Below are 23,069 nucleotides of genomic sequence, written 5' to 3' on the forward strand. Positions count from 1 at the left end.
TGAAGACGCTCGGGCCCGGTGCCGTCACGGCACCGGGCCCGTTCGTGCGTTCCCCTGGCCGGTCCCCTGGCCTCGGTTCCGGCGCGGCCTCAGTTGTGGCCGAACTTCCGTTCCTTGCGGTGGGACGCGTGCTCCACGAGGGGCATCTGCGGCTCTCTCGTGGGGGTCGGCGCGGTCTCCTTCGCTGCCGCCTCTGTGCGGTGCTCGTGACCGCCGGTACGGGCGCCCCGATTGGTCCGGGTCTGTTTCTTGCCCACGATCGTGCCTCCCATGAAGGGGTCTCGGACTGTGGTCCGTATGCCCTCAGCCTCGCACGGAGGAACGAAAGATGCATATCAGACGAAGAGGGGTACAGGGGGCGCACGCGGCCCCTGTGGGGCGCCCTTGCACGCGGGTCGGCGGTGGCTTTAGGTGGAAGCAGCGACTTCCGGGACCGGTCCTACAGGGCCTGTCCGGTGGATCAGGAGGTGCACGGATGGCAGCGAGCGGCACACCGCGTGGCGGCCCCCCACTCACCGAGGTGGAGGCGGAGAACCTGCTGCGTGGCATCTGTTTCAAGACGGGTCCACCCCGCACGGTGGGAGCCGAGCTGGAGTGGCTCGTCCACGATCTGCGCGACCCACGTTCGCCCGTACGGCCGCCGAGGCTGGCCGCCGCCCTCGACACCGTACGGTCCCTGTCCCTGGTCTCGTCGCTCACCTTCGAACCGGGCGGCCAGCTGGAGCTGAGCTCGCATCCGGCCGGGTCGCTCATGGAGTGCCTCGACTCGCTCGCCGCCGATCTCCGCGCGGTACGGGAGGCGCTCGGACCCCTCGGTCTCACCCTGAGCGGTTACGGGGTGGACCCCTGGCACGCGCCGCGCGGCCGGGTGCTCCACGAGCCGCGGTACGACGCCATGGAGATCGCGCTCGACCGCACGGGACCGGCCGGACGGGCGATGATGTGCGACTCGGCCTCCGTGCAGGTCTGCCTCGACGCCGGGCTCGACGAGCCGGGTCCGCTCGGCTACGACCGGCGCTGGCGGCTCGCCCACCTCCTCGGCGCGGTCCTCGTGGCCGTCTTCGCCAACTCCCCCCTGCACGGCGGCCGTCGGACCGGCTGGCGCTCCACGCGCCAGGCGCTGTGGACGGAGCTCGACCCGTGCCGGGCTCTCGCGCCCCGGCCGGACGGGAAGCCCCGGGAGGAGTGGACCGCGCACGTCCTGGACACCCCGGTGATGTGCGTGCGGGCCGCGGAGGGGCCGTGGGACGTGCCGGAGGGGCTGACCTTCCGCGAGTGGCTGCGCACCGGAGCCCCCCGCCCCGCCGACCTGGACGATCTGCGCTACCACATGACGACGCTCTTCCCACCGGTGCGGCCGCGCGGCCATCTGGAGCTGCGGATGATCGACGCGCAGCCCGGCCCGGACGGCTGGATGGTGCCGGTGGCCGTGACGACGGCCGTCTTCGAGGACCCGGAGGCGGCCGAGGCCGTGTACCGGGCGGTCGAGCCCCTCGCCGAGCAGGCGGGTCCGGGGCCGGCGCCGCGCAATCCGCTGTGGCTCTCGGCGGCGCACGACGGCCTCGCCGATCCCGGACTGCACGCCGCCGCCCGCGCGGTCTTCTCGGCCGCCGTCGACGCGCTGCCCCGGATCGGGGCGAGCGAGGAGGTGCGACGGGCCGTCGTCGCCTTCCAGGAGCGGTACGTGATCCCCGGGAGCTGCCCGGCCGACGAACTGACGGCGGTGACGTCATGACCGGGACCGAGCGGGGCACGGCGAGCGAGCGGGCCACGCAGAGCAAGCGGGCCACGGAGAGCGAGCAGGGCGCGGAGACCCGGCGGGGCACCGGCATCGATCCCGAGGTGCTGCGCGCGCGGGCCGCGGACGCCCTGACCGTCGCACGGGAGCGCACGGCCCTCCTCACCTCCTGTGTCGACGACGAGGAACTCAACGCCCAGCACTCCCCCTTGATGTCACCACTGGTCTGGGACCTGGCGCACATCGGCAACCAGGAGGAGCAGTGGCTGTGGCGGGCCGTCGCGGGGCGCGACGCGCTGCGACCGGAGATCGACTCCCTCTACGACGCCTTCGAGCATCCGCGCGCCACCCGCCCGTCGCTGCCCCTGCTCCCGCCCGGCGAGGCCCGCGCCTACGCGGCGGACGTGCGCCTGCGGATCCTGGACGTCCTGGAGAGCGCCCCGCTGGAGGGGCGGCCGCTGCTCGACGACGGCTTCGCGTTCGGCATGATCGCCCAGCACGAGCAGCAGCACGACGAGACCATGCTGATCACCCACCAGCTGCGCAGGGGGCCCGCGGCGCTGACCGCTCCCCCGCCGCCCTCCCTGCGGTCCGGCTCCCTTCCTCCCGAAGTCCTCGTCCCCGGCGGCCCGTTCACCATGGGCACCTCGGACGAGCCGTGGGCCCTCGACAACGAACGTCCGGCCCACGCCCGGGTCGTGCCGGCCTTCTTCGTCGACACCACCCCTGTCACGAACGGCGCCTATCTGGCCTTCATGGCGGACGGCGGGTACACGGACCGCCGCTGGTGGCGGCCCGAGGGCTGGGCGCAGATCCGGGAACACGACATCGGGGCACCCCTGTTCTGGCGCCGCGACGGCGGACAGTGGCTGCGCCGCCGCTTCGGGGTGACCGAGCCCGTACCGGTGGACGAGCCGGTCCTGCACGTGAGCTGGTACGAGGCGGACGCCTACGCGCGCTGGGCCGGACGCCGGCTCCCCACCGAGGCCGAGTGGGAGAAGGCCGCCCGCCACGACCCGGTCTCGGGGCGCTCGCGCCGCTATCCGTGGGGCGACGCCGATCCCGGTCCCGAGCACGCGAACCTCGGGCAGCGGCACCTGCGGCCGGCCGCCGCGGGCAGCTACCCGGAGGGCGCTTCGCCGCTCGGGGTACGGCAGTTGATCGGTGACGTGTGGGAGTGGACGGCGAGCGACTTCCTGCCGTACCCGGGCTTCACGGCCTTCCCGTACAAGGAGTACTCGGAGGTGTTCTTCGGGCCGGAGCACAAGGTGCTGCGCGGCGGCTCGTTCGCGGTCGACCCGGTCGCCTGCCGGGGCACGTTCCGCAACTGGGACCTGCCCGTGCGGCGCCAGATCTTCTCGGGCTTCCGGACGGCGCGGACCGCGGAGTTCGACTGATGTGCCGTCACGTCGCGTACGTGGGCGGGCCGGTGGCGCTGGGAGAGCTGCTGGTCCGGCCGGAGCACGGCCTGCTGCGCCAGTCCTGGGAACCGCGTCACCAGACCAGCGGGGTCGTGAACGCCGACGGCTTCGGGGTGGGCTGGTACGCGGAAGGGGATCCGGTGCCCGCGCGGTACCGGCGCGCGGCGCCGATCTGGGGCGACCTGTCCTTCGCGGACCTCGCGCGGGTGGTCCGCTCCCGGGCCCTGCTCGCGGCGGTCCGGGGCGCCACGCTGCCCGGCGCCGACGGGGAGGGCGCGGCGGCTCCGTTCACCGCCGGCCCCTGGCTCTTCAGCCACAACGGCGCGGTCACGGGCTGGCCCGGCTCCCTGGCCGGCATCGCCGGCACGCTCCCGGCCGAGGCGCTGCTGCACCTGGAGGCGCGCACCGACTCGGCGCTGCTGTGGGCGCTCGTGCTGCACCGGCTGCGGGCCGGGGACGCGCCGGGGACGGCCCTGGCCGACACCGTGCGGGAGGTCGGCGCCGCGGCGCCGGGTTCCTCGCTCAACCTGCTGCTCACCGACGGGACCACCGTCACCGCGACGACCTGGGGGAACAGCCTCTGGTACCTGCCGGGCCCCGGCCACATGGCCGTGGCCTCCGAACCGTACGACGACGATCCGCGGTGGCGCGAGGTCCCCGAGCACACGCTCGTGACCGCCGACCGCTACGACGTCACCCTCACCCCGCTCAAGGAGCCGTCCGCGTGAGCCCGTTCCAGCTGACCCGTACCCTCGCCCCGGACACCGCGGGCGCAGATCTGCGCGCCGACGTCCGCAACGGACTGACCCGCTCCCCCAAGGCGCTGCCGCCGAAGTGGTTCTACGACGCCCGGGGCAGCGAACTCTTCGAGGAGATCACCCGGCTGCCCGAGTACTACCCGACCCGGGCGGAGCGGGAGATCCTGATGGCGCGGGCGCCGGAGATCGCCGCCGCCACCGGGGCCAGGACCCTGGTCGAGCTGGGCTCCGGCTCCTCGGAGAAGACCCGGTTCCTGATCGACGCGCTCCTTCCCGGCCTGGACAGCTACGTGCCCGTGGACGTGAGCGAGTCCGCGCTGACGGGGGCGGCGGAGTCGCTGCTCGCCGACCGGCCGGGGCTGCGGGTGCACGCGCTGGTCGCCGACTTCACCCGGGGGCTCGCGCTGCCGGGGACGCCGGGGCCGCGTCTGGTGGCGTTCCTCGGGGGCACGATCGGCAATCTCCTCCCCGCCGAGCGGCGGACCTTCCTGCGCTCGGTCCGGGCGATGCTCAGTCCCGGTGACGCGCTGCTGCTGGGCACGGATCTGGTGAAGGACGAGAAGACGCTCGTCGCCGCCTACGACGACGCGGCCGGGGTGACGGCGGCGTTCAACAAGAACGTGCTGTCGGTGATCGACCGGGAGCTCGGCGCCGACGCGGATCCGGCCGCCTTCGACCACGTGGCGCTCTGGGACCGGGACCGGGAGTGGATCGAGATGCGGCTGCGCGCCCGGCACGCGCTCACGGTGAAGATCCCGGAGCTGGACCTCGTGGTGCCCTTCGCGGCGGGCGAGGAGGTACGGACGGAGGTGTCGGCGAAGTTCCGTCAGGCGGGGGTACGGGACGAGCTGGCGGAGGCGGGGCTCGACCTGGCCCGCTGGTGGACGGACGAGCAGGACCGGTTCGCGCTGTCGCTCGCGACGGCACGCTGAGCGCCGGACCGCTGAGCGACGACGCGCGGAGGGAGGACTCGGGGAGGAACGACTCGGGGAGGGACGGCGTGCGGTGAGACGGCTGCCCCGGCCACGGCACGCTGGGCCGCGGCGGCCAGGGACCGGCGGTCCGGATGGCGCCTTCCGGGTATCGGATCCAGGATCCGTACGTCGGCGGTGACTCCGCGCGTGGCGGCGAGCCGCCACAGGGAGGCGCCCAGCGGGTCGTCCCCCACGTAGGCGGCGGCCGCGGTGGGCCGGTAGTCGATCCGTACGGGCTGGACGTCCGCCCCGCTGTCCAGCGCGGCCTGGAACGCGGCCGGCCGGAAGCGGCCCCCGGCCCGGCCGCACCAGGTCGACCCCTCCGGGAAGACGATCACCCGGCCGCCGCCGGCGAGCACCGCGGCCATCGCGCGGACGGTGCCGGGCAGCGCCCTGAGCCGGTCCCGGTCGATGAAGAGGGTCCCGCCGAGCGCGGCGAGCGTACCGAGCACCGGCCAGCGGCGGACCTCCGCCTTGGCGACCATCCGGCCGGGGAGGACGGCCGCGAGGAGCGGGATGTCCAGCCAGGAGACGTGGTTGGCGACGACGAGGAGCGGGCCCCCGGCGGCGGCCGCCCCCTCGAACCGGACGCGCACGCCGAAGGCGCGGACCACGGCCCGTACCCAGTACCGGACGAGGGCGAGCCGCGCCGGGGCCGGCAGGAGTCCGGCGGCCGGCAGGCACAGGACGCCGAGGAGGACCGCCCCGATCCCGGCGGCCAGTCGCACCGAGGCCAGGGCTGTGCCCGCCGCGAGGGCCCGGTGGCAGGGGTCCGGATCGGGGTGGGCGGCGCAGCGGCCCGGGGTGCAGGGCGCCGTGGGGAGCCACGGCGAGGGTGCCGTGGTCCCGTTCACGGGGCGGGGGCGAGCGACAGGAAGTGGTTGAGGTAGCGCGGGTTGGTGCGGCGCAGGGAGAGCAGGACGTAGAGGTCGGCGACGCCGAAGTCGGGGTCGTGGGCGGGGGCGCCGCAGACCCAGGCGCCGAGGCGGAGGTAGCCGCGCAGCAGGGGCGGGAGTTCGGTGCGTCCTTCGGGGCGGGCGACGCCCTCGGAGTTCCACAGCCTGTGCGGGGTGACCCAGTACTCCTCGGGGGCGAGGTGCTTGGCCTTGACGGTGTCCCAGGTGGCGGCGGCGAGGGCGCCGCCGTCGGCGAGCGGGATCGAACAGCAGCCGGCGAGCCAGTTGTGGCCGGTGCTGGTCATGTAGCGGGCGAGGCCGGCCCAGATGAGGGAGATGACGGCGCCGTTGCGGTGGGCGGGGTGGACGCAGGACCGGCCGACCTCCACGAGGTCGTGGCGGACGGGGGCGAGCCGGGTGAGGTCGAACTCGCTCTCGGAGTAGAGGCGTCCGGCGACGGCGGCGCGCTCGGGGGGCAGGATCCGGTAGGTGCCGACGACCTCGCCGGTGGCCTCGTCCCGTACGAGCAGGTGGTCGCAGTACGCGTCGAAGGCGTCGGAGTCGAGGCCGGGCTCGGGCCCGTCGAGGCGGGCGCCGAGTTCACCGGCGAAGACCTGGTGGCGCAGTCGCTGGGCGGCCCGTACGTCCTCCTGGTCCCGGGCGAGGCCGACGACGTACCGGGGCGCGGGTTCCTCGGCCGGGAGCCGGCTCCGGTCCTGCGGCTGGGCGGGGACGGCCCCGGTCCCGGTGGGGACGGCGAGCGTGGGCGACGGTGCGGTCATGTCGAGCTCCTCCGGCGGACGGAAGGGGAAGGGGCGGGACCGGGCCGCGTGAGCGGTGGCCCGGCTCCTTACTTCTTCCGTCACCGGCTGGATTCGACATGACCGTCCGGGGGCTCGCGGATGTGCGAACGCTGAATGCTATTCGGCGAGGGTGTCCGTGATCTCCACCGAGGCCTTCTTGGCCGCGTGCGCCGGGTCCTCGCCCTGGAGGACGGCCGTCATGTACGGCTTGATGGGGTTGTCGCCCTCGACGTTGGCCCACTGCGGGGAGTTCGGGGTGGCCCGGCCGCGTGCGGCGGCCGCCGCCATGACGGCGGTCGCCTCCTGGCCCGAGACGACGGAGGCCAGGCCCTTCTTGTTGGGCACGTATCCCATGGTGCGGGCGAGTTCGGTCTGCCACTTCTCGCCGGCGAGCGCCTTGACGACCTCCAGGGCGGCGCCGCGCTGGGGCGCGTTCTCGGGGATGATGAGGTCCGAGCCGCCGGTGAAGACGGCGCAGGGCTGGCCGGCCTTCTTGCCGGGTATCGCGAAGTAGCCGAGCTTGTCCTTGAGGCCCGGGTTGGCCTTCAGGATCGGTGCGACGGCGCTGGTCGTGGCGATGATCTGGGCGACGTCGCCCTTGGCGAAGACGTCGGCCTGCGGCGGGTTCTGCTCGTCGGCGTTCTTGGGGCCGGTGCCGAGGGACTGGAGTTCCTTGTAGAAGGCCATGCCGCGCAGGGCGGCGGGGCTGTCGAGGGCGCCGGTCCACTCGCCGCCCTTGTCGACGGCGAGTTCGCCGCCCTCTTCCCAGATGAAGCCGGAGAGGGTGTACCAGTCCTGGCCGGCGAGGTAGATGCCCTGGGAGCCGCCGCGGTTGAGCTTCTCGGTGTCGGCGAGCCAATCGGCGCGGGTGGTCGGCGGCTTGTCGATCCCGGCGTCCCGGAAGAGGTCCTTGTTGTAGATGACGATGCGGTTGGCCGCGTACCAGGGAATGCCGTACTGGGATCCGCCGATGCTGCCGGGCTGGGCGAGACCGGGCAGCCAGTCCTCGCTGCCGAGGTCGCGGACGGACTCCAGGGTGAGGTCGTAGAGCTTCTCGGTGTCGGCGTACTGGGCGACCTGGGTGTTGCCGACCTCGATGATGTCGGGTCCGCCGGAGCCCTTGATGGCCTCGGTGACCTTCTTTCCGATGCCGGTCCAGTCCTGGATGGTGATGGTGAGGTCGACGCCGTCGTGTTCGTCCTCGTAGGCCTCGGTGAAGCGCGTGAGGAAGTCCTCGCTTGCGCTGTCCCGCATGAGCCAGATGGTGACGGTCTTGGACTGGCCCCCGCCCGGCATCATCCCGCAGCCGGCGAGGGCGAGCGCGGTGGCGGCTGCCAAGGGACAGGCGAGGTGGCGGTTTCTCACGTAGGTCACCTTCTGCGGGTTCTGCACAGGTTCGTGCGGCATTGGGGGCTGACCCGACGTGGGGGGACCGAACGGGGTGTTCGCGCGGGTATGTGGCCTGGATTCTGGTCTGGACCAACGAAGTGGTCAAGTCCTTGACCATTCCGTTCCGGCCCCTGGACGGACGCATCGGACCCTTACCCTCGGTAATCGACCGCGTCTCGTGCGGAGTCCGTCCTGTCGCGCACCGACGCGGCCTGGGGCACGGTGGAGGGACGCACCGAGAGGAGTTCGGCCCCCATGTCGAATCACACCTACCGCGTCACCGAGATCGTCGGGACCTCCACCGAAGGCGTCGACGCGGCCATCCGCAACGGCATCAAGCGCGCCTCCCAGACCCTGCGCGCCCTCGACTGGTTCGAGGTCACGCAGGTCCGCGGCCATATCGTCGACGGCGCCATCGAGCACTACCAGGTCGGACTCAAGGTCGGCTTCCGCCTGGAGGACGAGAGCTGACACGCGGCGAGGGATCGGGGGCGGGCGGACTCAGGCCCCCGGCCCTCCTGGAGCCGGGCTCAGGTCCGGCCCACCCAGGCCGGGCTCAGGTCCGGCCCCTATGAAGCCGGGCTCAGGTCCGGCTCTCCCAGGCCGGGCTCAGGTCCGGCCCTCCTCCTCCTGGGCGGCCGTCAGCTCCTCCGACGGGGCCGCCCAGTGGGCGCGTACGACACGGAAGCCGGCCGCCTCCGCCGCGTCGCAGACCAGCGCGTCGTCGTCGACGAGCATCCTGATCTCGCGGTCCGCGCCGAGCCGCAGCAGCACCTCCACCTTGGTCACCCGGGCCGGCCGGAAGTCCCGGTCGCCCCGCATGTGGATCCGGCCCTCCGGCAGCCCCTGCGCGGCCAGCCACGCCACCGTGGCCCGCCGGCAGCGCTCCGGCCGCCCGGTCAGATAGACCACCTCGCACTCCTCGGCCGCCTTCCGGCACAGCTCGACGCCCTCCGCGAGCGGCGGGTCGTCGGGCGCCGCCGCGAAGAAGCCGCGCCAGTCCTTGGGGCGCTGCTCCAGGAAGTGCTGCCGGTGGGCGGTCGCGGAGAGGGTGTTGTCCAGGTCGAAGACGGCCAGCGGCCGGGTGTCGCGTGTCACGGGCCCAGCGTAGGAGCCGGGGCACGCCGCCGCCCCGCCCTTTCGCGTGCCCGCCCCTTTCGCGCGCCCGGCCCTTTCGCGTGCCCGGCCCTTTCGCGCGCCCCGCCCTTTCGCGCCCGGCACGGCGCGCGGACGCCGGTGCGGGAATCCTGCCGCGCTCCGGGCGTTGGACCCTAGGTGAGCACCTTCCTCGACGGCATCCGCTTCTCCGTCCTCGACCGTTCCCGCACGCGGGAGGGCGAGGACGCCCCGCAGGCACTGCGCGACACCGTGCGCCTCGCCCAGGAGGTGGAAGCCCTCGGCTACCACCGTTTCTGGGTGTCGGAGCACCACAGCGTGCCCGGCGTCGCCGGCTCCGCGCCGGCGGTGCTCGCCGCCGCGGTGGCCGCCTCGACGTCCACCGTGCGCGTCGGTACGGGCGGAGTGATGCTGCCCAACCACCAGCCGCTGGTCGTGGCCGAGCAGTTCGGTGTCCTGGAGTCCCTCTTCCCCGGCCGGATCGACATGGGCGTCGGCCGCTCGGTCGGCTTCACGGACGGCATCCGGCGGGCCCTCGGGCGGGACAAGGAGGATGCCGACCGGTTCGGCGAGCAGCTGGCCGAGCTCCTCGGCTGGTTCACCGGCGAGCAGACGGCCCATCCGCAGGTGCACGCCCGGCCGGCGGAGGGCCTGCGGGTCCCGCCCTTCGTCCTCGCGACGGGCGAGGGCGCGGCGATCGCCGCGGCGGCCGGCCTTCCGCTGGTCATCGGCGACCTGCGGGGCCGGGACCGGGTGCTCGCCGCCGTCGACACGTACCGTTCCGCGTTCCGCCCCTCCCCGTGGGCCGTCGAGCCGTACGTGGTCGTGGCGGGGACGGTCGTCGTGGCGGCGAGCGAGGAGGAGGCCCGCCGGCTGCTGATGCCGGAGGCCTGGTCCCTCGCGTACTCGCGCACCCGCGGCGTGTTCCCGCCGCTCGCCGCGCCCGAGCGGATCGAGGAGCTGGCGTCGACGGGCGGGATGACGGAGAAGCAGCGCGGCTTCTACGAGGGCGGTCTCGCCGGTCATGTGCACGGCACGGAGGAGCAGGTGGCCGAGGCGCTGGAGCGGGCCGTGCGGGGGACCGGCGCGCAGGAGGTGCTGGTGACGACGAGCACGTACGACCGGGCGGCGCTGAGCGACTCGTACCGCGGCCTGGCGCGCGCCGTCGGCCTGACCGCCCCGGTCACCACCCGCCCGACCGGGGCAAACGGGAAGCAGTAGCTAATATCGACGCATGCCTGACAGCCCCCACGATCCGTACGTCCGTGTCCGCGGCGCCCGCGAGCACAACCTCGCGGGGGTCGACGTCGACATCCCGCGCGACGCCCTCGTCGCCTTCACCGGCGTCTCCGGCTCGGGCAAGTCGTCCCTCGCGTTCGGGACGATCTACGCGGAGGCGCAGCGGCGCTATTTCGAATCGGTCGCGCCGTACGCGCGGCGGCTGATCCACCAGGTGGGGGCACCGGCGGTCGGCGAGATCAGCGGGCTGCCTCCGGCGGTCTCCCTGGAGCAGCGCCGGTCCTCGCCGAACGCCCGCTCCTCGGTCGGCACGGTGACGACGCTCTCCAACTCGCTGCGGATGCTGTTCTCGCGGGCCGGCCGCTATCCGGAGGGCGCGTCGCGTCTCGACTCCGACGCCTTCTCCCCCAACACGGCGGCGGGCGCGTGCCCTTCCTGTCACGGCATCGGCCGGATCCACGAGACGAGCGAGGAACTCCTCGTCCCCGACCGGGGGTTGTCGATCCGCGACGGGGCGATCGCCGCCTGGCCGGGTGCCTGGCAGGGGAAGAACCTGCGGGACGTCCTGGACACCCTCGGGTACGACGTCGACCGGCCGTGGCGCGAGCTGGCCGCGAAGGACCGGGAGTGGATCCTCTTCACCGAGGAGCAGCCGGTGGTCACGGTGCACCCAGTGCGGGAGGCGGGGCGGATCCAACGTCCGTACCAGGGCACGTACATGAGCGCGCGGCGGTACGTCCTGCGGACGTTCGCGGACTCGAAGAGCACGACGCTGCGGGCGAAGGCGGAGCGGTTCCTGGCGAGTGCGCCCTGCCCGGTGTGCGGCGGCAGCCGGCTGCGCCCGGAGGCGCTCGCGGTGACCTTCGCGGGGCGGACGATCGCCGAGCTGGCCGCGCTTCCGCTGACGGTCCTGTCCGGGCTCCTGTCGGCGACGCCGACGGACGGCGAGGAGACGGCGCGCGTCCTCACCGAGGATCTCGTCGCCCGGATCGCCACGGTGACCGAGCTCGGGCTCGGCTATCTGAGCCTGGACCGCGCCACCCCCACCCTCTCCAGCGGCGAGCTCCAGCGGCTGCGGCTCGCCACCCAGCTGCGCTCGGGGCTCTTCGGTGTCGTGTACGTGCTGGACGAGCCGTCCGCCGGTCTGCACCCGGCCGACACGGAGGCCCTGCTCGTGGTCCTCGACCGGCTGAAGGCGGCCGGCAACTCGGTCTTCGTCGTCGAGCACCACCTCGACGTCGTCCGGCACGCCGACTGGCTCGTCGACGTCGGGCCGCGCGCCGGGGTGCACGGCGGGCGCGTCCTGCACAGCGGTCCGCCGGAGGGCCTCGCGGCCGTCGAGGCGTCCGCGACCCGGCGGTTCCTCTTCGACCGGGAACCGCCGCCCGCGCGGACGGTGCGCGCCCCGGCGGGCTGGCTGCGTACGGGGCCGGTGACCCGGCACAATCTGCGGGCGGTCGACGCGGCCTTCCCGGTCGGTGTCCTCACCGCGGTGACGGGGGTGTCGGGCTCGGGGAAGTCGACCCTCGTCGGCGCGCTGACCGAGGAACTCGCGGGAGTGGGGCGTCTGGTGACGGTCGACCAGCGTCCGATCGGGCGGACCCCGCGCTCCAACCTCGCCACGTACACGGGCCTGTTCGACGTCGTGCGGAAGCTGTTCACCGAGACGGCGGAGGCGAGGGCGCGCGGCTACAAGGCGGGCCGGTTCTCCTTCAACGTCCCCGGCGGGCGCTGCGAGACCTGCCAGGGCGAGGGCTTCGTCTCGGTCGAGCTCCTCTTCCTGCCGAGCACGTACGCGCCGTGCCCCGACTGCCACGGCGCCCGGTACAACCCCGAGACGCTCCAGGTGCGGCTGCGCGGGCTCACCATCGCCGAGGTCCTCGACCTCACCGTCGAGTCGGCGGCGGAGTTCTTCGACGACACCCCGGCCGCCGCCCGGAGCCTGCGGACCCTGCTGGACGTGGGCCTCGGCTATCTGCGGCTCGGGCAGCCGGCGACGGAGCTGTCGGGCGGCGAGGCGCAGCGCATCAAGCTCGCCTCCGAACTCCAGCGCCCGCGCCGCTCCGCCACGCTGTACGTGCTCGACGAGCCGACGACGGGTCTGCACCCGGCGGACGTCGAGGTCCTGATGCGCCAGCTCCACGGCCTCGTGGACGCGGGACACTCCGTGATCGTCGTGGAGCACGACATGGACGTGGTCGCCACCGCCGACTGGGTCCTGGACCTGGGCCCGGGCGGCGGCGACGAGGGCGGCCGGGTGGTGGCGGCGGGTCCGCCGGCCGAGGTGGCCGTTTCCCCCGCGAGCCGGACGGCTCCGTATCTGGCCCGGGCGCTCTCCGGCTGACCCGTGTCCGGCCGAACGCGCCGGCCGGCGCCCCTCCTACCCCTTCACCTTCCTCCGCGCCCGCAGCCACTCCCTGTTCATCGCCGCGATCGACGGCAGCGGGATCCCCTTCGGGCACGCGGTCGCGCACTCGCCCGTCAGGGTGCAGCCGCCGAAGCCCTCCGCGTCCATCTGGGCCACCATGTCGAGGACCCTGGTCTCGCGTTCCGGGGAGCCCTGCGGGAGGACGTTCAGGTGGTTGATCTTCGCCGAGGTGAAGAGCATCGCCGAGCCGTTGGGGCAGGCCGCCACGCAGGCCCCGCAGCCGATGCACTCCGCGTGCTCGAAGGCGGTGTCCGCGTCGGCCTTCGGGACGGGGGTCGCGTGGGCCTCGGGGGCCGAGCCCGTGGGGGCGCTGATGTAGCCGCCGGACTGGATGACGCGGTCGAAGGCGGAGCGGTCGACGACGAGGTCCTTGACGACGGGGAAGGCCGCCGCGCGCCAGGGCTCGATGTCGATGGTGTCGCCGTCGCGGAAGGAGCGCATGTGGAGCTGGCAGGTGGTGGTGCGCTCGGGGCCGTGCGCGTCGCCGTTGATGACGAGGCTGCACGCCCCGCAGATGCCCTCGCGGCAGTCGTGGTCGAAGGCGACGGGGTCCTCGCCGCGCAGGATGAGGTCCTCGTTGAGGGTGTCGAGCATCTCCAGGAACGACATGTCGGCGGAGATGCCGTCGACGTCGTAGGTGGACATGGCGCCGGGTGCGCCGGCGTTCCGCTGGCGCCAGACGCGCAGGGTGAGCCTCATGCGTAGCTCCGCTGGGTGGGGTGGACGTACTCGAAGGTGAGGTCCTCCTTGTGGAGGACGGGTGCGGTGTCGCCGCCGGTGAACTCCCAGGCCGCCGCGTACGCGAACTCCGCGTCGCGGCGCGCCGCTTCGCCGTCCGGGGTCTGGGACTCGTCGCGGAAGTGGCCGCCGCAGGACTCGGCGCGGTGGAGCGCGTCGAGGCACATGAGCTCGGCGAGCTCCAGGTAGTCGACGATGCGGTTGGCCTTCTCCAGGGACTGGTTGAACTCCTCGCCCGTTCCCGGGACCTTGAGGCGGCGCCAGAACTCCTCGCGGATCTGCGGGATGCGCGCGAGGGCCTTGCGCAGGCCCGTCTCCGTGCGGGCCATGCCGCAGAACTCCCACATGAGTTCGCCGAGTTCGCGGTGGAAGGAGTCGGGGGTGCGGTCGCCGTCCACGGCGAGGAGGAGGTGGATCCGGTCCTCGGTCTCGGCGAGGACCTCCCGCACCGCCGGGTGGGCGTCGGTGACGGGCTCCGCGTGCGGGTGGCGGGCGAGGTAGTCGTTGATGGTGGCCGGGAGGACGAAGTAGCCGTCGGCGAGGCCCTGCATGAGGGCGGAGGCGCCGAGCCGGTTGGCCCCGTGGTCGGCGAAGTTGGCCTCGCCGATCGCGAAGAGGCCGGGGACGGTGGTCTGGAGGTCGTAGTCGACCCAGAGTCCGCCCATCGTGTAGTGCACGGCGGGGTAGATCCGCATGGGGACCTCGTACGGGTTCTCGGCGGTGATCCGCTCGTACATGTCGAAGAGGTTGCCGTACTTCTCCTCGACCGCCTTGCGGCCCAGGCGCCGGATCGCGTCGCCGAAGTCGAGGTAGACGCCCTGGCCGCCGGGGCCGACGCCGCGGCCCTCGTCGCAGACGTTCTTCGCGGCGCGCGAGGCGATGTCCCGGGGGACGAGGTTGCCGAAGGAGGGGTAGATCCGCTCCAGGTAGTAGTCGCGCTCGTCCTCGGGGATGTCGGCGGCGGGGCGGGTGTCGCCCTTCGCCTTCGGGACCCAGATGCGGCCGTCGTTGCGCAGGGACTCGCTCATCAGGGTCAGCTTCGACTGGTGGTCGCCGGTGCGCGGGATGCAGGTGGGGTGGATCTGGGTGAAGCAGGGGTTGGCGAAGTACGCGCCGCGCCGGTGGGCGCGCCAGACGGCCGTGGCGTTGGAGTTCATGGCGTTGGTGGAGAGGTAGAAGACGTTGCCGTAGCCGCCGCTGGCGAGGACGACGGCGTCCGCGTAGTGGGTGGAGATCTCGCCCGTGATGAGGTCGCGGGCGACGATGCCGCGGGCCCGCCCGTCGACGACGATCAGGTCGAGCATCTCCGTACGGGCGTGCATCTCGACGTTTCCGGCGGCGATCTGCCGGGACAGCGCCTGGTAGGCGCCGAGGAGGAGCTGCTGGCCGGTCTGGCCGCGGGCGTAGAAGGTGCGGGAGACCTGGACGCCGCCGAAGGAGCGGGTGTCGAGGAGGCCGCCGTACTCGCGGGCGAAGGGCACGCCCTGGGCGACGCACTGGTCGATGATCTCGACGGAGATCTGGGCGAGGCGGTGGACGTTGGACTCGCGGGCCCGGAAGTCGCCGCCCTTGACGGTGTCGTAGAAGAGGCGGTGGATCGAGTCGCCGTCGTTGCGGTAGTTCTTGGCGGCGTTGATGCCGCCCTGCGCGGCGATGGAGTGGGCGCGGCGCGGGGAGTCCTGGAAGCAGAACTGGACGACGTGGTAGCCCTGTTCGGCGAGGGTGGCGCCGGCGGAGCCGCCGGCGAGGCCGGTGCCGACGACGATGATCCGGTGCTTGCGGCGGTTGGCGGGGTTGACCAGTTTCGCCTCGAAGCGGCGGGTGTCCCAGCGTTCGGCGATGGGGCCCGTCGGGGCGGTGGTGTCGGCGATCGGCTCGCCCACGGGGAAGTCGACGAAGGTCATTCAGCTCACCACTCCGGTCATGACGGCGACGGGTACGGAGACGAAGCCCGCGGTCAGGACGAGCGCGAGGGTGTTGGCGATCGCCCTGAGGAGGCGCTCGCGGCGGGCGTTGCCGACGCCGAGGGTCTGGGCGGCGCTCCAGAAGCCGTGGCGGACGTGGAGGCCGACGGCGAGCATGGCGACGATGTAGATGACGTTGCCGTACCAGGTGGAGAAGGTGTCGACGACGTTCTGGTAGGGCTTGCCCTCCTCGAAGCCGCCGGGGTGGACGGTGCCGGTGGTGAGGTCGAGGATGTGCCAGACGATGAAGAGGGCGAGGATGATCCCGCCCCAGCGCATGGTGCGGGTGGCGTACGAGGCGCGCCTGCGGCGGTGGACGTACGCGGTGGGGCGGGCCTTCACGTCGCGCCGGCTGAGCTGGTACGCGGAGACGGCATGGGCGCCGACGGCGGCGAGGAGCGCGATCCGGACGAGCCAGAGGGCCCACTCGTGGTGCAGGACGGGTGCGCCCATGACCCGCAGCCAGTGGCCGTAGGCGTTGAACTCCTCCGGGCCGAAGAAGACCTTCAGGTTTCCGGCGACATGGGCGACGAGATAGCCGAGCATGAGCAGCCCGCTGACGGCCATGACCGTCTTCTTGCCGAGGGTCGATGACAGGAATCCGCGTGACGGTGTGGGGGACGGCGGGCGGCCCGTCGTCCGGTCCCTCGTGGGTGCCAGAGCCATGTTCACGACGCTAGGGCCGAAGGACCCGAGAGGTCCAAGACATGGTCCGGCTGATCTCGATAGGCGTCACCTATTCATGTCCCCTACGCTGGGGTCATGCAGTTCCAGCAGCTCCTCTACTTCGTCGCCGTGGCCGAGACCCGTCACTTCACCCGGGCCGCCGAGCGCGTCCATGTCTCGCAGCCCTCGCTCTCCCAGCAGATCAAGGCCCTGGAAGGGGAGTTGGGCGCGGAGCTGTTCAGCCGGGCCCGGGGGAACATCACCCTCACCGACGCGGGCGAGGCGCTGCTGCCGCTCGCCCGCCGGATCCTCGCCGACATCGAGACGGCCCGCCTCGAAGTGCAGGAGCTGGCGCAGCTCAAGCGGGGCCGGGTGCGCCTCGGCGCGACCCCGAGCCTGTGCACCGGGCTGCTGCCGGACGTGCTCCGGGCCTTCCACGACCTGCATCCGGGCATCGAGCTCCTCATCGAGGAGGGCGGCTCGCACGATCTCGTACGGGAGCTGGCGCGCGGGGCGCTCGACCTGGCGCTCGTGGTGCTGCCGCTGCCGTCCCCGTCACCGGCCCTGACGACCGTCGAGCTGCTCCGGGAGGACCTGGTGGTCGTCTCCTCGGCCGCGGCTCCGGCGCCGGGCCGGCCGGTGCGGATCAAGGACCTGCGGGACCAGCCGCTCGTGATGTTCCGGCACGGCTACGACCTGCGGGAACTGACCGTGGCGGCCTGCCGGGCGGAGGGTTTCGAGCCCACGTTCACGGTGGAGGGCGGGGAGCTGGACGCGGTGCTCGGTTTCGTCCGGGCGGGGCTCGGGCTCGCGGTCGTCCCGGCGATGGTCGCGGCGCGGGCGGGCCGCGACCTGCGGGTGACGGCGCTCGCCCGGCCGGGCCTGCGCCGCACCATCGCCCTGGCCCACCGCAGCGACGTGGCGCCGCCGAGGGCGGCGCGGGAGCTCCAGCGGGTCCTGCTCGCCTCCCGCAAGGGGAGTCCGGTGCGCGACTGAGCCCGGGCGTACGTCACGGAGAGCCGGGGCGTACGTCCACCGCGTCACGGATAGCCGGGGCCGCCCCGGCAGGGGCCGTACGGCGGGCGGGAGCGTCAGACCGCGTCCGCCAGGAGCAGCGAGTGGATGCGGTCCGGGGCGCCCGGGCGGGCGTAGTACCAGCCCTGGGCGGTGTCGCAGCCGAGGTCGCGGAGCTGGCGCGCCTGGGCGCCGGTCTCGACGCCCTCGACCGTGACGGCGAGCTCCAGGCTGTGCGCCAGGGAGACGATCCCCTCGACGATCTTGAGGTCGACCGGGTCCACCGGGTGCTGCTGCATGCCCCGGGTGAAGGACCGGTCGAGCTTCAGGACGCTCACCGGCAGGCGGCGCAGGTTGGCCAGGTTCGAGTAGCCGGTGCCGAAGTCGTCGAGCGCGATGTCCACGCCCATCTCGGCGAGCTGCCGGAGCGGCTTCAGCAGGTCCTCGTCGGCGCCGATCAGCGCCGACTCGGTCACCTCCAGGCAGAGCGCGCCCGGTTCGAGCCCCGACCGCTCCAGGACATCGACAGTGTCGGCGACCAGGCGCGGGTGGTGCAGCTGGGTCGGGGACAGGTTGACGTTGATCCGCAGCGGACCGCCGTCGGCGTGCCGGGCCTGCCAGAAGCGGGCCTGGCGCACGGCCTCCTGGAGCACCCAGCGGCCGAGCGGCACGATGAGGCCGGTGTCCTCGGCGAGCGGGATGAACCGGTCGGGTCCGAGCACCCCGTGCTGCGGGTGGCACCAGCGGACCAGCGCCTCCGCGCCGTGCACGCTGCCGTCGCCGAGGTGGACGAGCGGCTGGTACTCGATGAAGAACTCGCCGCGCTCCAGGGCCGCGGGCAGCGCCGTCGTCAGGCCGTGCCGGGTGATGGCGCGGGCGTCGGCCTCGGGGTCGGCGAGCTCGAAGCGGTTGCCGCCCGCGGACTTGGCCCGGTACATGGTGATGTCGGCGCTGCGCAGCACCTCGGCCGGGGTCCGCTCCCCCGCCGGTCCCTCGACGACACCGAGGCTGCCGCGGACGGTCAGTTCGCGGCCGTCGATGCGCAGGGGGGTGGCGAGGGCGCCGAGGATGCGGTCGGCGAGCTCGGTAACGTCCTGCTGGCCGCCGCACCCGGTGGTGAGGGCGACGAACTCGTCCCCGCCGAGCCGGGCCACCATCTCGCCCGAGCCGGTGACGCAGCTCTGCAGCCGGTCGGCGACCTCGACGAGCAGCCGGTCGCCGGTGGAGTGGCCGAGGCTGTCGTTGATGACCTTGAAGCCGTCGAGGTCGAGGTAGCAGAGGCCGAAGCGGGAGTTCTCGCCGGGGGCGAGCGCCTTCTCCAGCCGTTCGAAGAACAGCGTCCGGTTCGGCAGCCCGGTGAGCGCGTCATGGGTGGCCTCGTACCGCAGGCGCAGGTGGAGGAGCCGCCGTTCGGTGGTGTCCTCCATGAGGGCGAGCTGGTACTGGGGCCGGCCCTCGGCGTCGCGGAGGAGCGAGACGGTGAGGTTGGTCCACAGAACCGTTCCGTCGCCGCGGTAGTACGGCTTCTCGACCCGGTAGGACTCCCGCTCGCCGCGGACGAGTTCGTCGTACAGCTTCCAGACGTGCGGGCCGTCCTCCGGGTGGACCCACTCGCTGACGTTACGGCTGCGCACCTGGCCCTCCATCCCGCCGAACATGCGGGTGAGGGTCTCGTTGATCTCCAGGACGTTGCCGTCGAGGTCGGCGATGCCGATGCCTATGGCCGCCCCGTCGAAGACCGCGCGGAAGCGGCTCTCGGTGGCGTGCAGGGCGATCTCGGCGGCGCTGCGGGCGGCGAGCGCGGAGCGGGCGATCGCCTCCTGCTCGGCGCGGGTCCGCTCGCGCAGGGCCTGGGCGTAGCCGGCGGCCATGGCGTGCTGGAGGCGGGCGCAGCGGGCCCGGAGCTCCTCGGCCGGGACGTCGGACTCCGTACCGCAGTAGAGGACCAGGTACGAATCGACGACGCCGAGGCTGCGCCCGAGCGCGTCGGGGTCGGTGCAGTGGGCGGCGACGAGGGCCGCGCCGGCGCGCTGGGCGGGGGCCGTGTCGAAGGGCCGGGCGTGCAGCGCGTCGCACAGGGTGCGGGCCAGCGGCAGCAGGTGCCCCTCGAACTCGGCGCGGGTCAGCGAGGTGGCCGTCACCGGGAAGATCGCGCGGCTCCAGATGGTGACGAACCGCCTGAGTCTGTCCTCCGGACCGTCCGCCTCGGCGACGGAACCGGTGGGCTGCGACGGGACCTTCACGCCTTGCGCCCCACCCCTGCGAAACCGGAGAAGGCGTAAGGATCCTCCTCCTCGACCGGACTCTCCGGTCGCCAGGCCGGCATCGGGACGAGGCCGGGCTCGACCATCTCCGTGCCGTCGAAGAAGCGATTGATCTCGGCGCCCGACCGCATCACCAGGGGGCTGCGGATGTTCCGGTAGACGCCGACGGTGCCGCCCGCCTGCTCCTGGGTGAGCGGGATGCCCTCGTAGGAGGCGTGGGTGATGACGAGGAGGCTGCCGGGCGCGAGGGCGTCGACCAGTTCGGCGACGGCTTCGTACGGGCGGTCCTCGTCCTCCAGGAAGTGGAGGACGGCGACGAGGAGCAGCGCCACCGGCCGGTCCAGGTCGAGGAGTCGGGACACCTCGGCGCTGCGGAGCACGTCGGCCGGCTTGCGCAGGTCGGCGGCGACGACGGCGGCGGCCTCGTCCCCCTCCAGGACGGCGCGGCTGTGGGCGACGGCGACCGGGTCGTGGTCGACGTAGACGACGCGTGCGGCGGGGTCGGCGGCCCGGGCGACCTCGTGCACGTTGCCGAAGGTGGGTATGCCGGAGCCGATGTCCAGGAACTGGGTGACGTCGTTGTCAACGGCGTGGCGGACGGCGCGCCGCATGAAGGCACGGTTCGCCTGCATGACCTTGGGGAGGCCAGGCATGAACTCCATGGCCTTGCGCGCCGCTTCCCGGTCCACTTCGAAATTGTGCGAGCCGCCCAGATAGAAGTCGTACATACGGGACACGCTCGGCACCGAAATGTCGATACCCGGCGGAGCCCAGGCGGGACGCTCCATCAATGTCTCCAACAAGTCGCCATGGGGGATGCGGCCATGTGTTCGCGGCCGGTGTTCGAGGTGAGGCTACTGATCGCCCGCCGGGAGAGCGAGTAGAAACGGAAATTAGCGGTCCGTTCTTGGTCACACGTCATTGGCACATGCTCGTGAAGCGCAGAGTTCACGCCTTCAGCTCGTGCAAATTCACGTGCATATGAGTGTGCGTCGACTTCCCGACCGGCCTTCGCCGCACCTTACGGGGGCCAGGGCCCTTGGCGCACCTCGGTCGTTGCCCCGGCCGGGGAGCCGTCGCCGGTGCCGGACGCCCTGTCGGCCGCCGCCCACGACAGGGCGACAACCGGACAGTTCTTCCCCCGGAGCCCTGACGGAGTGCTGCGGAGTGCAGGTGGAGTCCCGGCGGGACCATGACTAAGTCAGGTCGGAGACCGGCCGAACCCGCGCGGAGTCCGCCGCGGAGTCCGCACGGAGTCCGCGTTGAGTCCGCGTTGAGTCCGCGTTGAGTCCGCGTTGAGTCCGCGCGCGGAATCGCACGGCTCGGCGATACCCGGGCATTGCGCCGAATCCGCCTCCGGAGCGGCGAAACGTCAAACCACGCGTCGGGAGAACCCCACCATCCGGCGAATCCCCGCCGTTTCCGCCCCGGTTCGCCGTGTCTGTGATCAAGCTCGACGGCGTGTCTCTGTACGGATCACTCCTCGCGCGGTCGCTGGCGGCCCTCGGACTCGTGTGGCTGCTCGCCACACCCGTCCCCGCCGCCGCCGACTCCTGCGCCTACGCCACGACCGGCCCCGGCGGTTCGCACACCTCTGTGGCGGTCATCGGGCCGGGCGCGTGCTCGCCCACCCCCGCACCACCGCCGCCGCCCCCGCCCACGACACCCGCGCCCCGGCCCACGACGCCGAAGCCGCCGCCCCCGACCGTCCCGGCGCCACCCCCGCCTCCCGTACGGACGACGACGCCGCCGCCGCCCCCCGCGGTAACCACTCCGGCACCTCGCCCGGAGCCCGCCTCCCCCGCACCGGCCACCCCGGTCCCACCGGAGCGCACTCCGGCGCCCGCGCCCCCGGCGTCACCTCCCGCCCCAGCGCCCGCGCCCACCCCCACGCACGCACCCACGACGCGACCCCGGCCGCCGGCCCACGGCCCCGTCGCGCTCCCCCACTACCGCCGCGCCACGCGGCCCCAGCCGAAGGGCCGCACGTCCGTCGTCACGATGACGCTGGTGATCATCGCCCCCGCAGTGCTCGCGACCGCGATCCTGCGCCCCCGCTCCCGCTGAGCTCCGCCGGAGGTAAAACCATGTCCGAATGGCTCGTACTCACCCTCGCGATGGCCGCCGCCGTCGCCGTCGTCCTGACCATCGTCGTCATCAACCACCGCCGGATCCCGGAGGACGACGACCCCAGCGAGACCCCCGACGTCATCGAGTACATGACGATGATGATCGGCGTGATCTACGCGATCGTCCTCGGTCTCGCCATCGCCGGCGTCTGGGAGGCCCGGGGCGCCGCACAGGAGACCGTGCGGCAGGAGGCCCAGGCGATGCACGAGATCTCGGCCCGCGCCGAGGTCTACCCCCTGGACGTCCGCACCAGGATCCGCGCCGATGTCGACGCGTACGTCGCGTACGTGGTCGACAAGGAGTGGACGCACATGTCCGAGGAGGGCGAGCTGAGCCCGGAGGGCACCGCCCTCATGGACCAGGTGCGCCGGAGCGTCACCGACTACCAGCCCGCCAACGACTTCGAGGGGCAGGCCTACCAGCCGCTGGTCGACCAGGTGGCCGTCGCCGACGACGCCCGGAACGCGCGCGGGCAGAGCGCGGGGGCGACCATGCCGGGGGTGGTCTGGTTCGGCCTGATCATCGGCGCCCTGGTCACCGTCGGCCTCATCTTCACGCTCCAGATCCGCAGGACGGGACGGGAGTTGCTGCTCGCCGGACTCTTCAGCGTGCTGATCGCGTTCCTCCTGTTCCTCATCTGGGACTTCGACGCGCCGTTCGGCCGGGGCATCTCGGCCACCGCCACGCCGTTCACCGATCTGTTCCCGCAGGTCACGGGGTGAGTCACGGCCTCCGAGTGGGCCGCACGGGGGACATGAGTGCCCCATTCGCACGTCTGGGATCGCGGCTGTGGTAGTGCGCTCCTAGCGTGTCGGGCATCGAGGTGCTCGCAGGCCCTTCGCGGAAATCCCGTTTCGCGGCTGCCCCTCGGGACCCGGAGGATTCACCATGCGCGCGATACGTGCCGCGTCCACTGCCCTGCTGGGGGCGGCCGCCCTCGCCCTGGCCGCCCCCGCCACCGTCGCCCTCGCGGCGGAGGGTGCCCCCGCCACCAATCCGCGGGCACCGGGAGCGAAGGCACCGGGCGATTTCGTCGTGTCGCCCTCGCTCGTCGCCCCGGGCGGCCGGGTGACGCTGAGCGCCCCCGGGTGCGCCAGTACGGCCACGGCCTCGGCCGGCATCTTCGACACCGTCGCCATCGCGCCGAACTCGGCGGCGACCGCCACCGTGGACGCCGACGCCCGGCGCGGTGCGGTGTACACGGTGTCGTTCAACTGCACGGGCGGCGTGCAGGACACCGTCGCTCTGACGATCAGCGGGCTGCCCACGGCCACCCCGACCATCAGTTCCACGCTGCTCACGCCCCCGCGCGGTGTCCAGGGCGGTCTGGGCGGCTCGGTGGACGAGGTGGGCGCGGGAACGCTCGCGGCCGGTGCGGCCCTGGTCGCGGCCGCCGCCACCGGCGTCGTGTTCGTGGTCCGCCGCCGCTCCGGCGACTCCCGCCGCCATTGACCGCGCACGGCGACGGGCGACGCGGGACGCCCGTCGCCCCCGGGTCCTGGCAGGGACTCGGGGGCGACGGGCACAGCGG

At 73.1% G+C, this 23,069-nt stretch carries 21 protein-coding genes; 11 read left to right on the plus strand and 10 right to left on the minus strand.

Features of this window, described 5'->3' with window-relative positions; translation table 11 throughout:
* Positions 1-89: 89 nt before the first annotated feature.
* Positions 90-257, minus strand: coding sequence for a hypothetical protein (locus tag ACFC0G_RS08855; protein ID WP_376399419.1), 168 nt, complete (start codon positions 255-257; stop codon positions 90-92).
* A gap of 218 nt (positions 258-475) precedes the next feature.
* Between ACFC0G_RS08855 and egtA the strand changes: the two genes are divergently transcribed.
* Genes egtA through egtD form a run of 4 tightly spaced genes read left to right on the plus strand, consistent with a single transcriptional unit; the run spans position 476 to position 4,849 of the window.
* Entirely contained in the window at positions 476-1,735 is a 1,260-nt protein-coding gene (gene egtA / locus ACFC0G_RS08860) for an ergothioneine biosynthesis glutamate--cysteine ligase EgtA (RefSeq protein ID WP_376399422.1), read from the plus strand.
* Complete coding sequence (egtB, locus tag ACFC0G_RS08865) at positions 1,732-3,135, plus strand: ergothioneine biosynthesis protein EgtB (protein WP_376399425.1); 1,404 nt, start codon at positions 1,732-1,734, stop codon at positions 3,133-3,135. The genes egtA and egtB overlap by 4 nt, the downstream gene beginning before the upstream one ends.
* A complete protein-coding gene (gene egtC / locus ACFC0G_RS08870; protein WP_376399428.1) occupies positions 3,135-3,887 on the plus strand; it encodes an ergothioneine biosynthesis protein EgtC in 753 nt (250 codons plus the stop codon). The genes egtB and egtC overlap by 1 nt, the downstream gene beginning before the upstream one ends.
* The gene (egtD, locus tag ACFC0G_RS08875) at positions 3,884-4,849 is read left to right on the plus strand and encodes an L-histidine N(alpha)-methyltransferase (protein ID WP_376399431.1); all 966 of its coding nucleotides are present in this window, start codon (positions 3,884-3,886) and stop codon (positions 4,847-4,849) included. The genes egtC and egtD overlap by 4 nt, the downstream gene beginning before the upstream one ends.
* Here the strand turns inward: egtD and ACFC0G_RS08880 are convergent.
* From ACFC0G_RS08880 to ACFC0G_RS08890, 3 genes are all read right to left on the minus strand, one after another.
* Complete coding sequence (locus ACFC0G_RS08880; RefSeq protein ID WP_376399434.1) at positions 4,744-5,745, minus strand: lysophospholipid acyltransferase family protein; 1,002 nt, start codon at positions 5,743-5,745, stop codon at positions 4,744-4,746. The two genes, egtD and ACFC0G_RS08880, sit on opposite strands and share 106 nt — an antisense overlap.
* The gene (locus ACFC0G_RS08885) at positions 5,742-6,569 is read right to left on the minus strand and encodes a GNAT family N-acetyltransferase (RefSeq protein ID WP_376399437.1); all 828 of its coding nucleotides are present in this window, start codon (positions 6,567-6,569) and stop codon (positions 5,742-5,744) included. The genes ACFC0G_RS08880 and ACFC0G_RS08885 overlap by 4 nt, the downstream gene beginning before the upstream one ends.
* 138 nt (positions 6,570-6,707) lie before the next feature.
* Complete coding sequence (locus ACFC0G_RS08890; protein WP_376399440.1) at positions 6,708-7,955, minus strand: extracellular solute-binding protein; 1,248 nt, start codon at positions 7,953-7,955, stop codon at positions 6,708-6,710.
* 279 nt (positions 7,956-8,234) lie between these two features.
* On the opposite strand from ACFC0G_RS08890, the gene ACFC0G_RS08895 reads away from it, so the two are divergent.
* Positions 8,235-8,450, plus strand: coding sequence for a dodecin (locus tag ACFC0G_RS08895; protein WP_376399444.1), 216 nt, complete (start codon positions 8,235-8,237; stop codon positions 8,448-8,450).
* A 138-nt stretch (positions 8,451-8,588) separates the two neighbouring features.
* Here ACFC0G_RS08895 and ACFC0G_RS08900 read toward each other — a convergent pair whose 3' ends face one another.
* Positions 8,589-9,077 (minus strand): HAD family acid phosphatase, encoded by a 489-nt coding sequence (locus ACFC0G_RS08900; protein ID WP_376399447.1) that lies wholly within the window; start codon positions 9,075-9,077, stop codon positions 8,589-8,591.
* Positions 9,078-9,254: 177 nt separating this feature from the next.
* On the opposite strand from ACFC0G_RS08900, the gene ACFC0G_RS08905 reads away from it, so the two are divergent.
* Together ACFC0G_RS08905 and ACFC0G_RS08910 are read left to right on the plus strand one after the other, a co-directional pair.
* The gene (locus tag ACFC0G_RS08905) at positions 9,255-10,316 is read left to right on the plus strand and encodes an MsnO8 family LLM class oxidoreductase (protein ID WP_376399450.1); all 1,062 of its coding nucleotides are present in this window, start codon (positions 9,255-9,257) and stop codon (positions 10,314-10,316) included.
* A 13-nt stretch (positions 10,317-10,329) separates the two neighbouring features.
* Entirely contained in the window at positions 10,330-12,678 is a 2,349-nt protein-coding gene (locus ACFC0G_RS08910) for an ATP-binding cassette domain-containing protein (RefSeq protein WP_376399453.1), read from the plus strand.
* 36 nt (positions 12,679-12,714) lie between these two features.
* Here ACFC0G_RS08910 and ACFC0G_RS08915 read toward each other — a convergent pair whose 3' ends face one another.
* From ACFC0G_RS08915 to ACFC0G_RS08925, 3 genes are read right to left on the minus strand one after another with little or no spacing between them, the layout of a single operon-like run.
* Entirely contained in the window at positions 12,715-13,461 is a 747-nt protein-coding gene (locus tag ACFC0G_RS08915) for a succinate dehydrogenase/fumarate reductase iron-sulfur subunit (protein ID WP_376399456.1), read from the minus strand.
* Positions 13,458-15,404, minus strand: coding sequence for a fumarate reductase/succinate dehydrogenase flavoprotein subunit (locus ACFC0G_RS08920; RefSeq protein WP_376399459.1), 1,947 nt, complete (start codon positions 15,402-15,404; stop codon positions 13,458-13,460). The genes ACFC0G_RS08915 and ACFC0G_RS08920 overlap by 4 nt, the downstream gene beginning before the upstream one ends.
* Positions 15,405-16,031, minus strand: coding sequence for a succinate dehydrogenase (locus ACFC0G_RS08925; RefSeq protein ID WP_376399542.1), 627 nt, complete (start codon positions 16,029-16,031; stop codon positions 15,405-15,407).
* A gap of 195 nt (positions 16,032-16,226) precedes the next feature.
* On the opposite strand from ACFC0G_RS08925, the gene ACFC0G_RS08930 reads away from it, so the two are divergent.
* The gene (locus ACFC0G_RS08930; protein ID WP_376399462.1) at positions 16,227-17,126 is read left to right on the plus strand and encodes a LysR family transcriptional regulator; all 900 of its coding nucleotides are present in this window, start codon (positions 16,227-16,229) and stop codon (positions 17,124-17,126) included.
* Between the two features lie 95 nt (positions 17,127-17,221).
* Here the strand turns inward: ACFC0G_RS08930 and ACFC0G_RS08935 are convergent, their stop codons facing one another.
* The gene (locus ACFC0G_RS08935; RefSeq protein ID WP_376399465.1) at positions 17,222-19,387 is read right to left on the minus strand and encodes a putative bifunctional diguanylate cyclase/phosphodiesterase; all 2,166 of its coding nucleotides are present in this window, start codon (positions 19,385-19,387) and stop codon (positions 17,222-17,224) included.
* Positions 19,384-20,196: an SAM-dependent methyltransferase gene (locus tag ACFC0G_RS08940; RefSeq protein WP_376399468.1), complete on the minus strand. Its 813-nt coding sequence runs from the start codon at positions 20,194-20,196 to the stop codon at positions 19,384-19,386. The genes ACFC0G_RS08935 and ACFC0G_RS08940 overlap by 4 nt, the downstream gene beginning before the upstream one ends.
* A gap of 673 nt (positions 20,197-20,869) precedes the next feature.
* On the opposite strand from ACFC0G_RS08940, the gene ACFC0G_RS08945 reads away from it, so the two are divergent.
* The 3 genes from ACFC0G_RS08945 (at position 20,870) to ACFC0G_RS08955 (ending at position 22,990) form a co-directional block, all read left to right on the plus strand.
* Positions 20,870-21,475, plus strand: a complete 606-nt coding sequence (locus ACFC0G_RS08945; RefSeq protein WP_376399470.1) for a hypothetical protein — start codon at positions 20,870-20,872, stop codon at positions 21,473-21,475.
* Between the two features lie 20 nt (positions 21,476-21,495).
* Complete coding sequence (locus ACFC0G_RS08950) at positions 21,496-22,260, plus strand: hypothetical protein (RefSeq protein WP_376399473.1); 765 nt, start codon at positions 21,496-21,498, stop codon at positions 22,258-22,260.
* A 166-nt stretch (positions 22,261-22,426) separates the two neighbouring features.
* A complete protein-coding gene (locus ACFC0G_RS08955; protein WP_376399475.1) occupies positions 22,427-22,990 on the plus strand; it encodes a hypothetical protein in 564 nt (187 codons plus the stop codon).
* The last annotated feature ends 79 nt before the right edge of the window (positions 22,991-23,069 follow it).

Origin of the sequence: Streptomyces sp. NPDC056169 (genome assembly GCF_042268445.1) — a bacterium.
Lineage (GTDB): Bacteria > Actinomycetota > Actinomycetes > Streptomycetales > Streptomycetaceae > Streptomyces.

Bases quoted from the DNA above. Each gene is read 5' to 3' on its own strand.
- egtA (WP_376399422.1), top strand. From the start codon at position 476: ATGGCAGCGAGCGGCACACCGCGTGGCGGCCCCCCACTCACCGAGGTG.
- egtB (WP_376399425.1), top strand. From the start codon at position 1,732: ATGACCGGGACCGAGCGGGGCACGGCGAGCGAGCGGGCCACGCAGAGC.
- egtC (WP_376399428.1), top strand. From the start codon at position 3,135: ATGTGCCGTCACGTCGCGTACGTGGGCGGGCCGGTGGCGCTGGGAGAG.
- ACFC0G_RS08885 (WP_376399437.1), bottom strand. From the start codon at position 6,569: ATGACCGCACCGTCGCCCACGCTCGCCGTCCCCACCGGGACCGGGGCC.
- ACFC0G_RS08895 (WP_376399444.1), top strand. From the start codon at position 8,235: ATGTCGAATCACACCTACCGCGTCACCGAGATCGTCGGGACCTCCACC.
- ACFC0G_RS08910 (WP_376399453.1), top strand. From the start codon at position 10,330: ATGCCTGACAGCCCCCACGATCCGTACGTCCGTGTCCGCGGCGCCCGC.
- ACFC0G_RS08915 (WP_376399456.1), bottom strand. From the start codon at position 13,461: ATGAGGCTCACCCTGCGCGTCTGGCGCCAGCGGAACGCCGGCGCACCC.
- ACFC0G_RS08920 (WP_376399459.1), bottom strand. From the start codon at position 15,404: ATGACCTTCGTCGACTTCCCCGTGGGCGAGCCGATCGCCGACACCACC.
- ACFC0G_RS08925 (WP_376399542.1), bottom strand. From the start codon at position 16,031: ATGGCCGTCAGCGGGCTGCTCATGCTCGGCTATCTCGTCGCCCATGTC.
- ACFC0G_RS08930 (WP_376399462.1), top strand. From the start codon at position 16,227: ATGCAGTTCCAGCAGCTCCTCTACTTCGTCGCCGTGGCCGAGACCCGT.
- ACFC0G_RS08940 (WP_376399468.1), bottom strand. From the start codon at position 20,196: ATGGAGCGTCCCGCCTGGGCTCCGCCGGGTATCGACATTTCGGTGCCG.
- ACFC0G_RS08950 (WP_376399473.1), top strand. From the start codon at position 21,496: ATGTCCGAATGGCTCGTACTCACCCTCGCGATGGCCGCCGCCGTCGCC.
- ACFC0G_RS08955 (WP_376399475.1), top strand. From the start codon at position 22,427: ATGCGCGCGATACGTGCCGCGTCCACTGCCCTGCTGGGGGCGGCCGCC.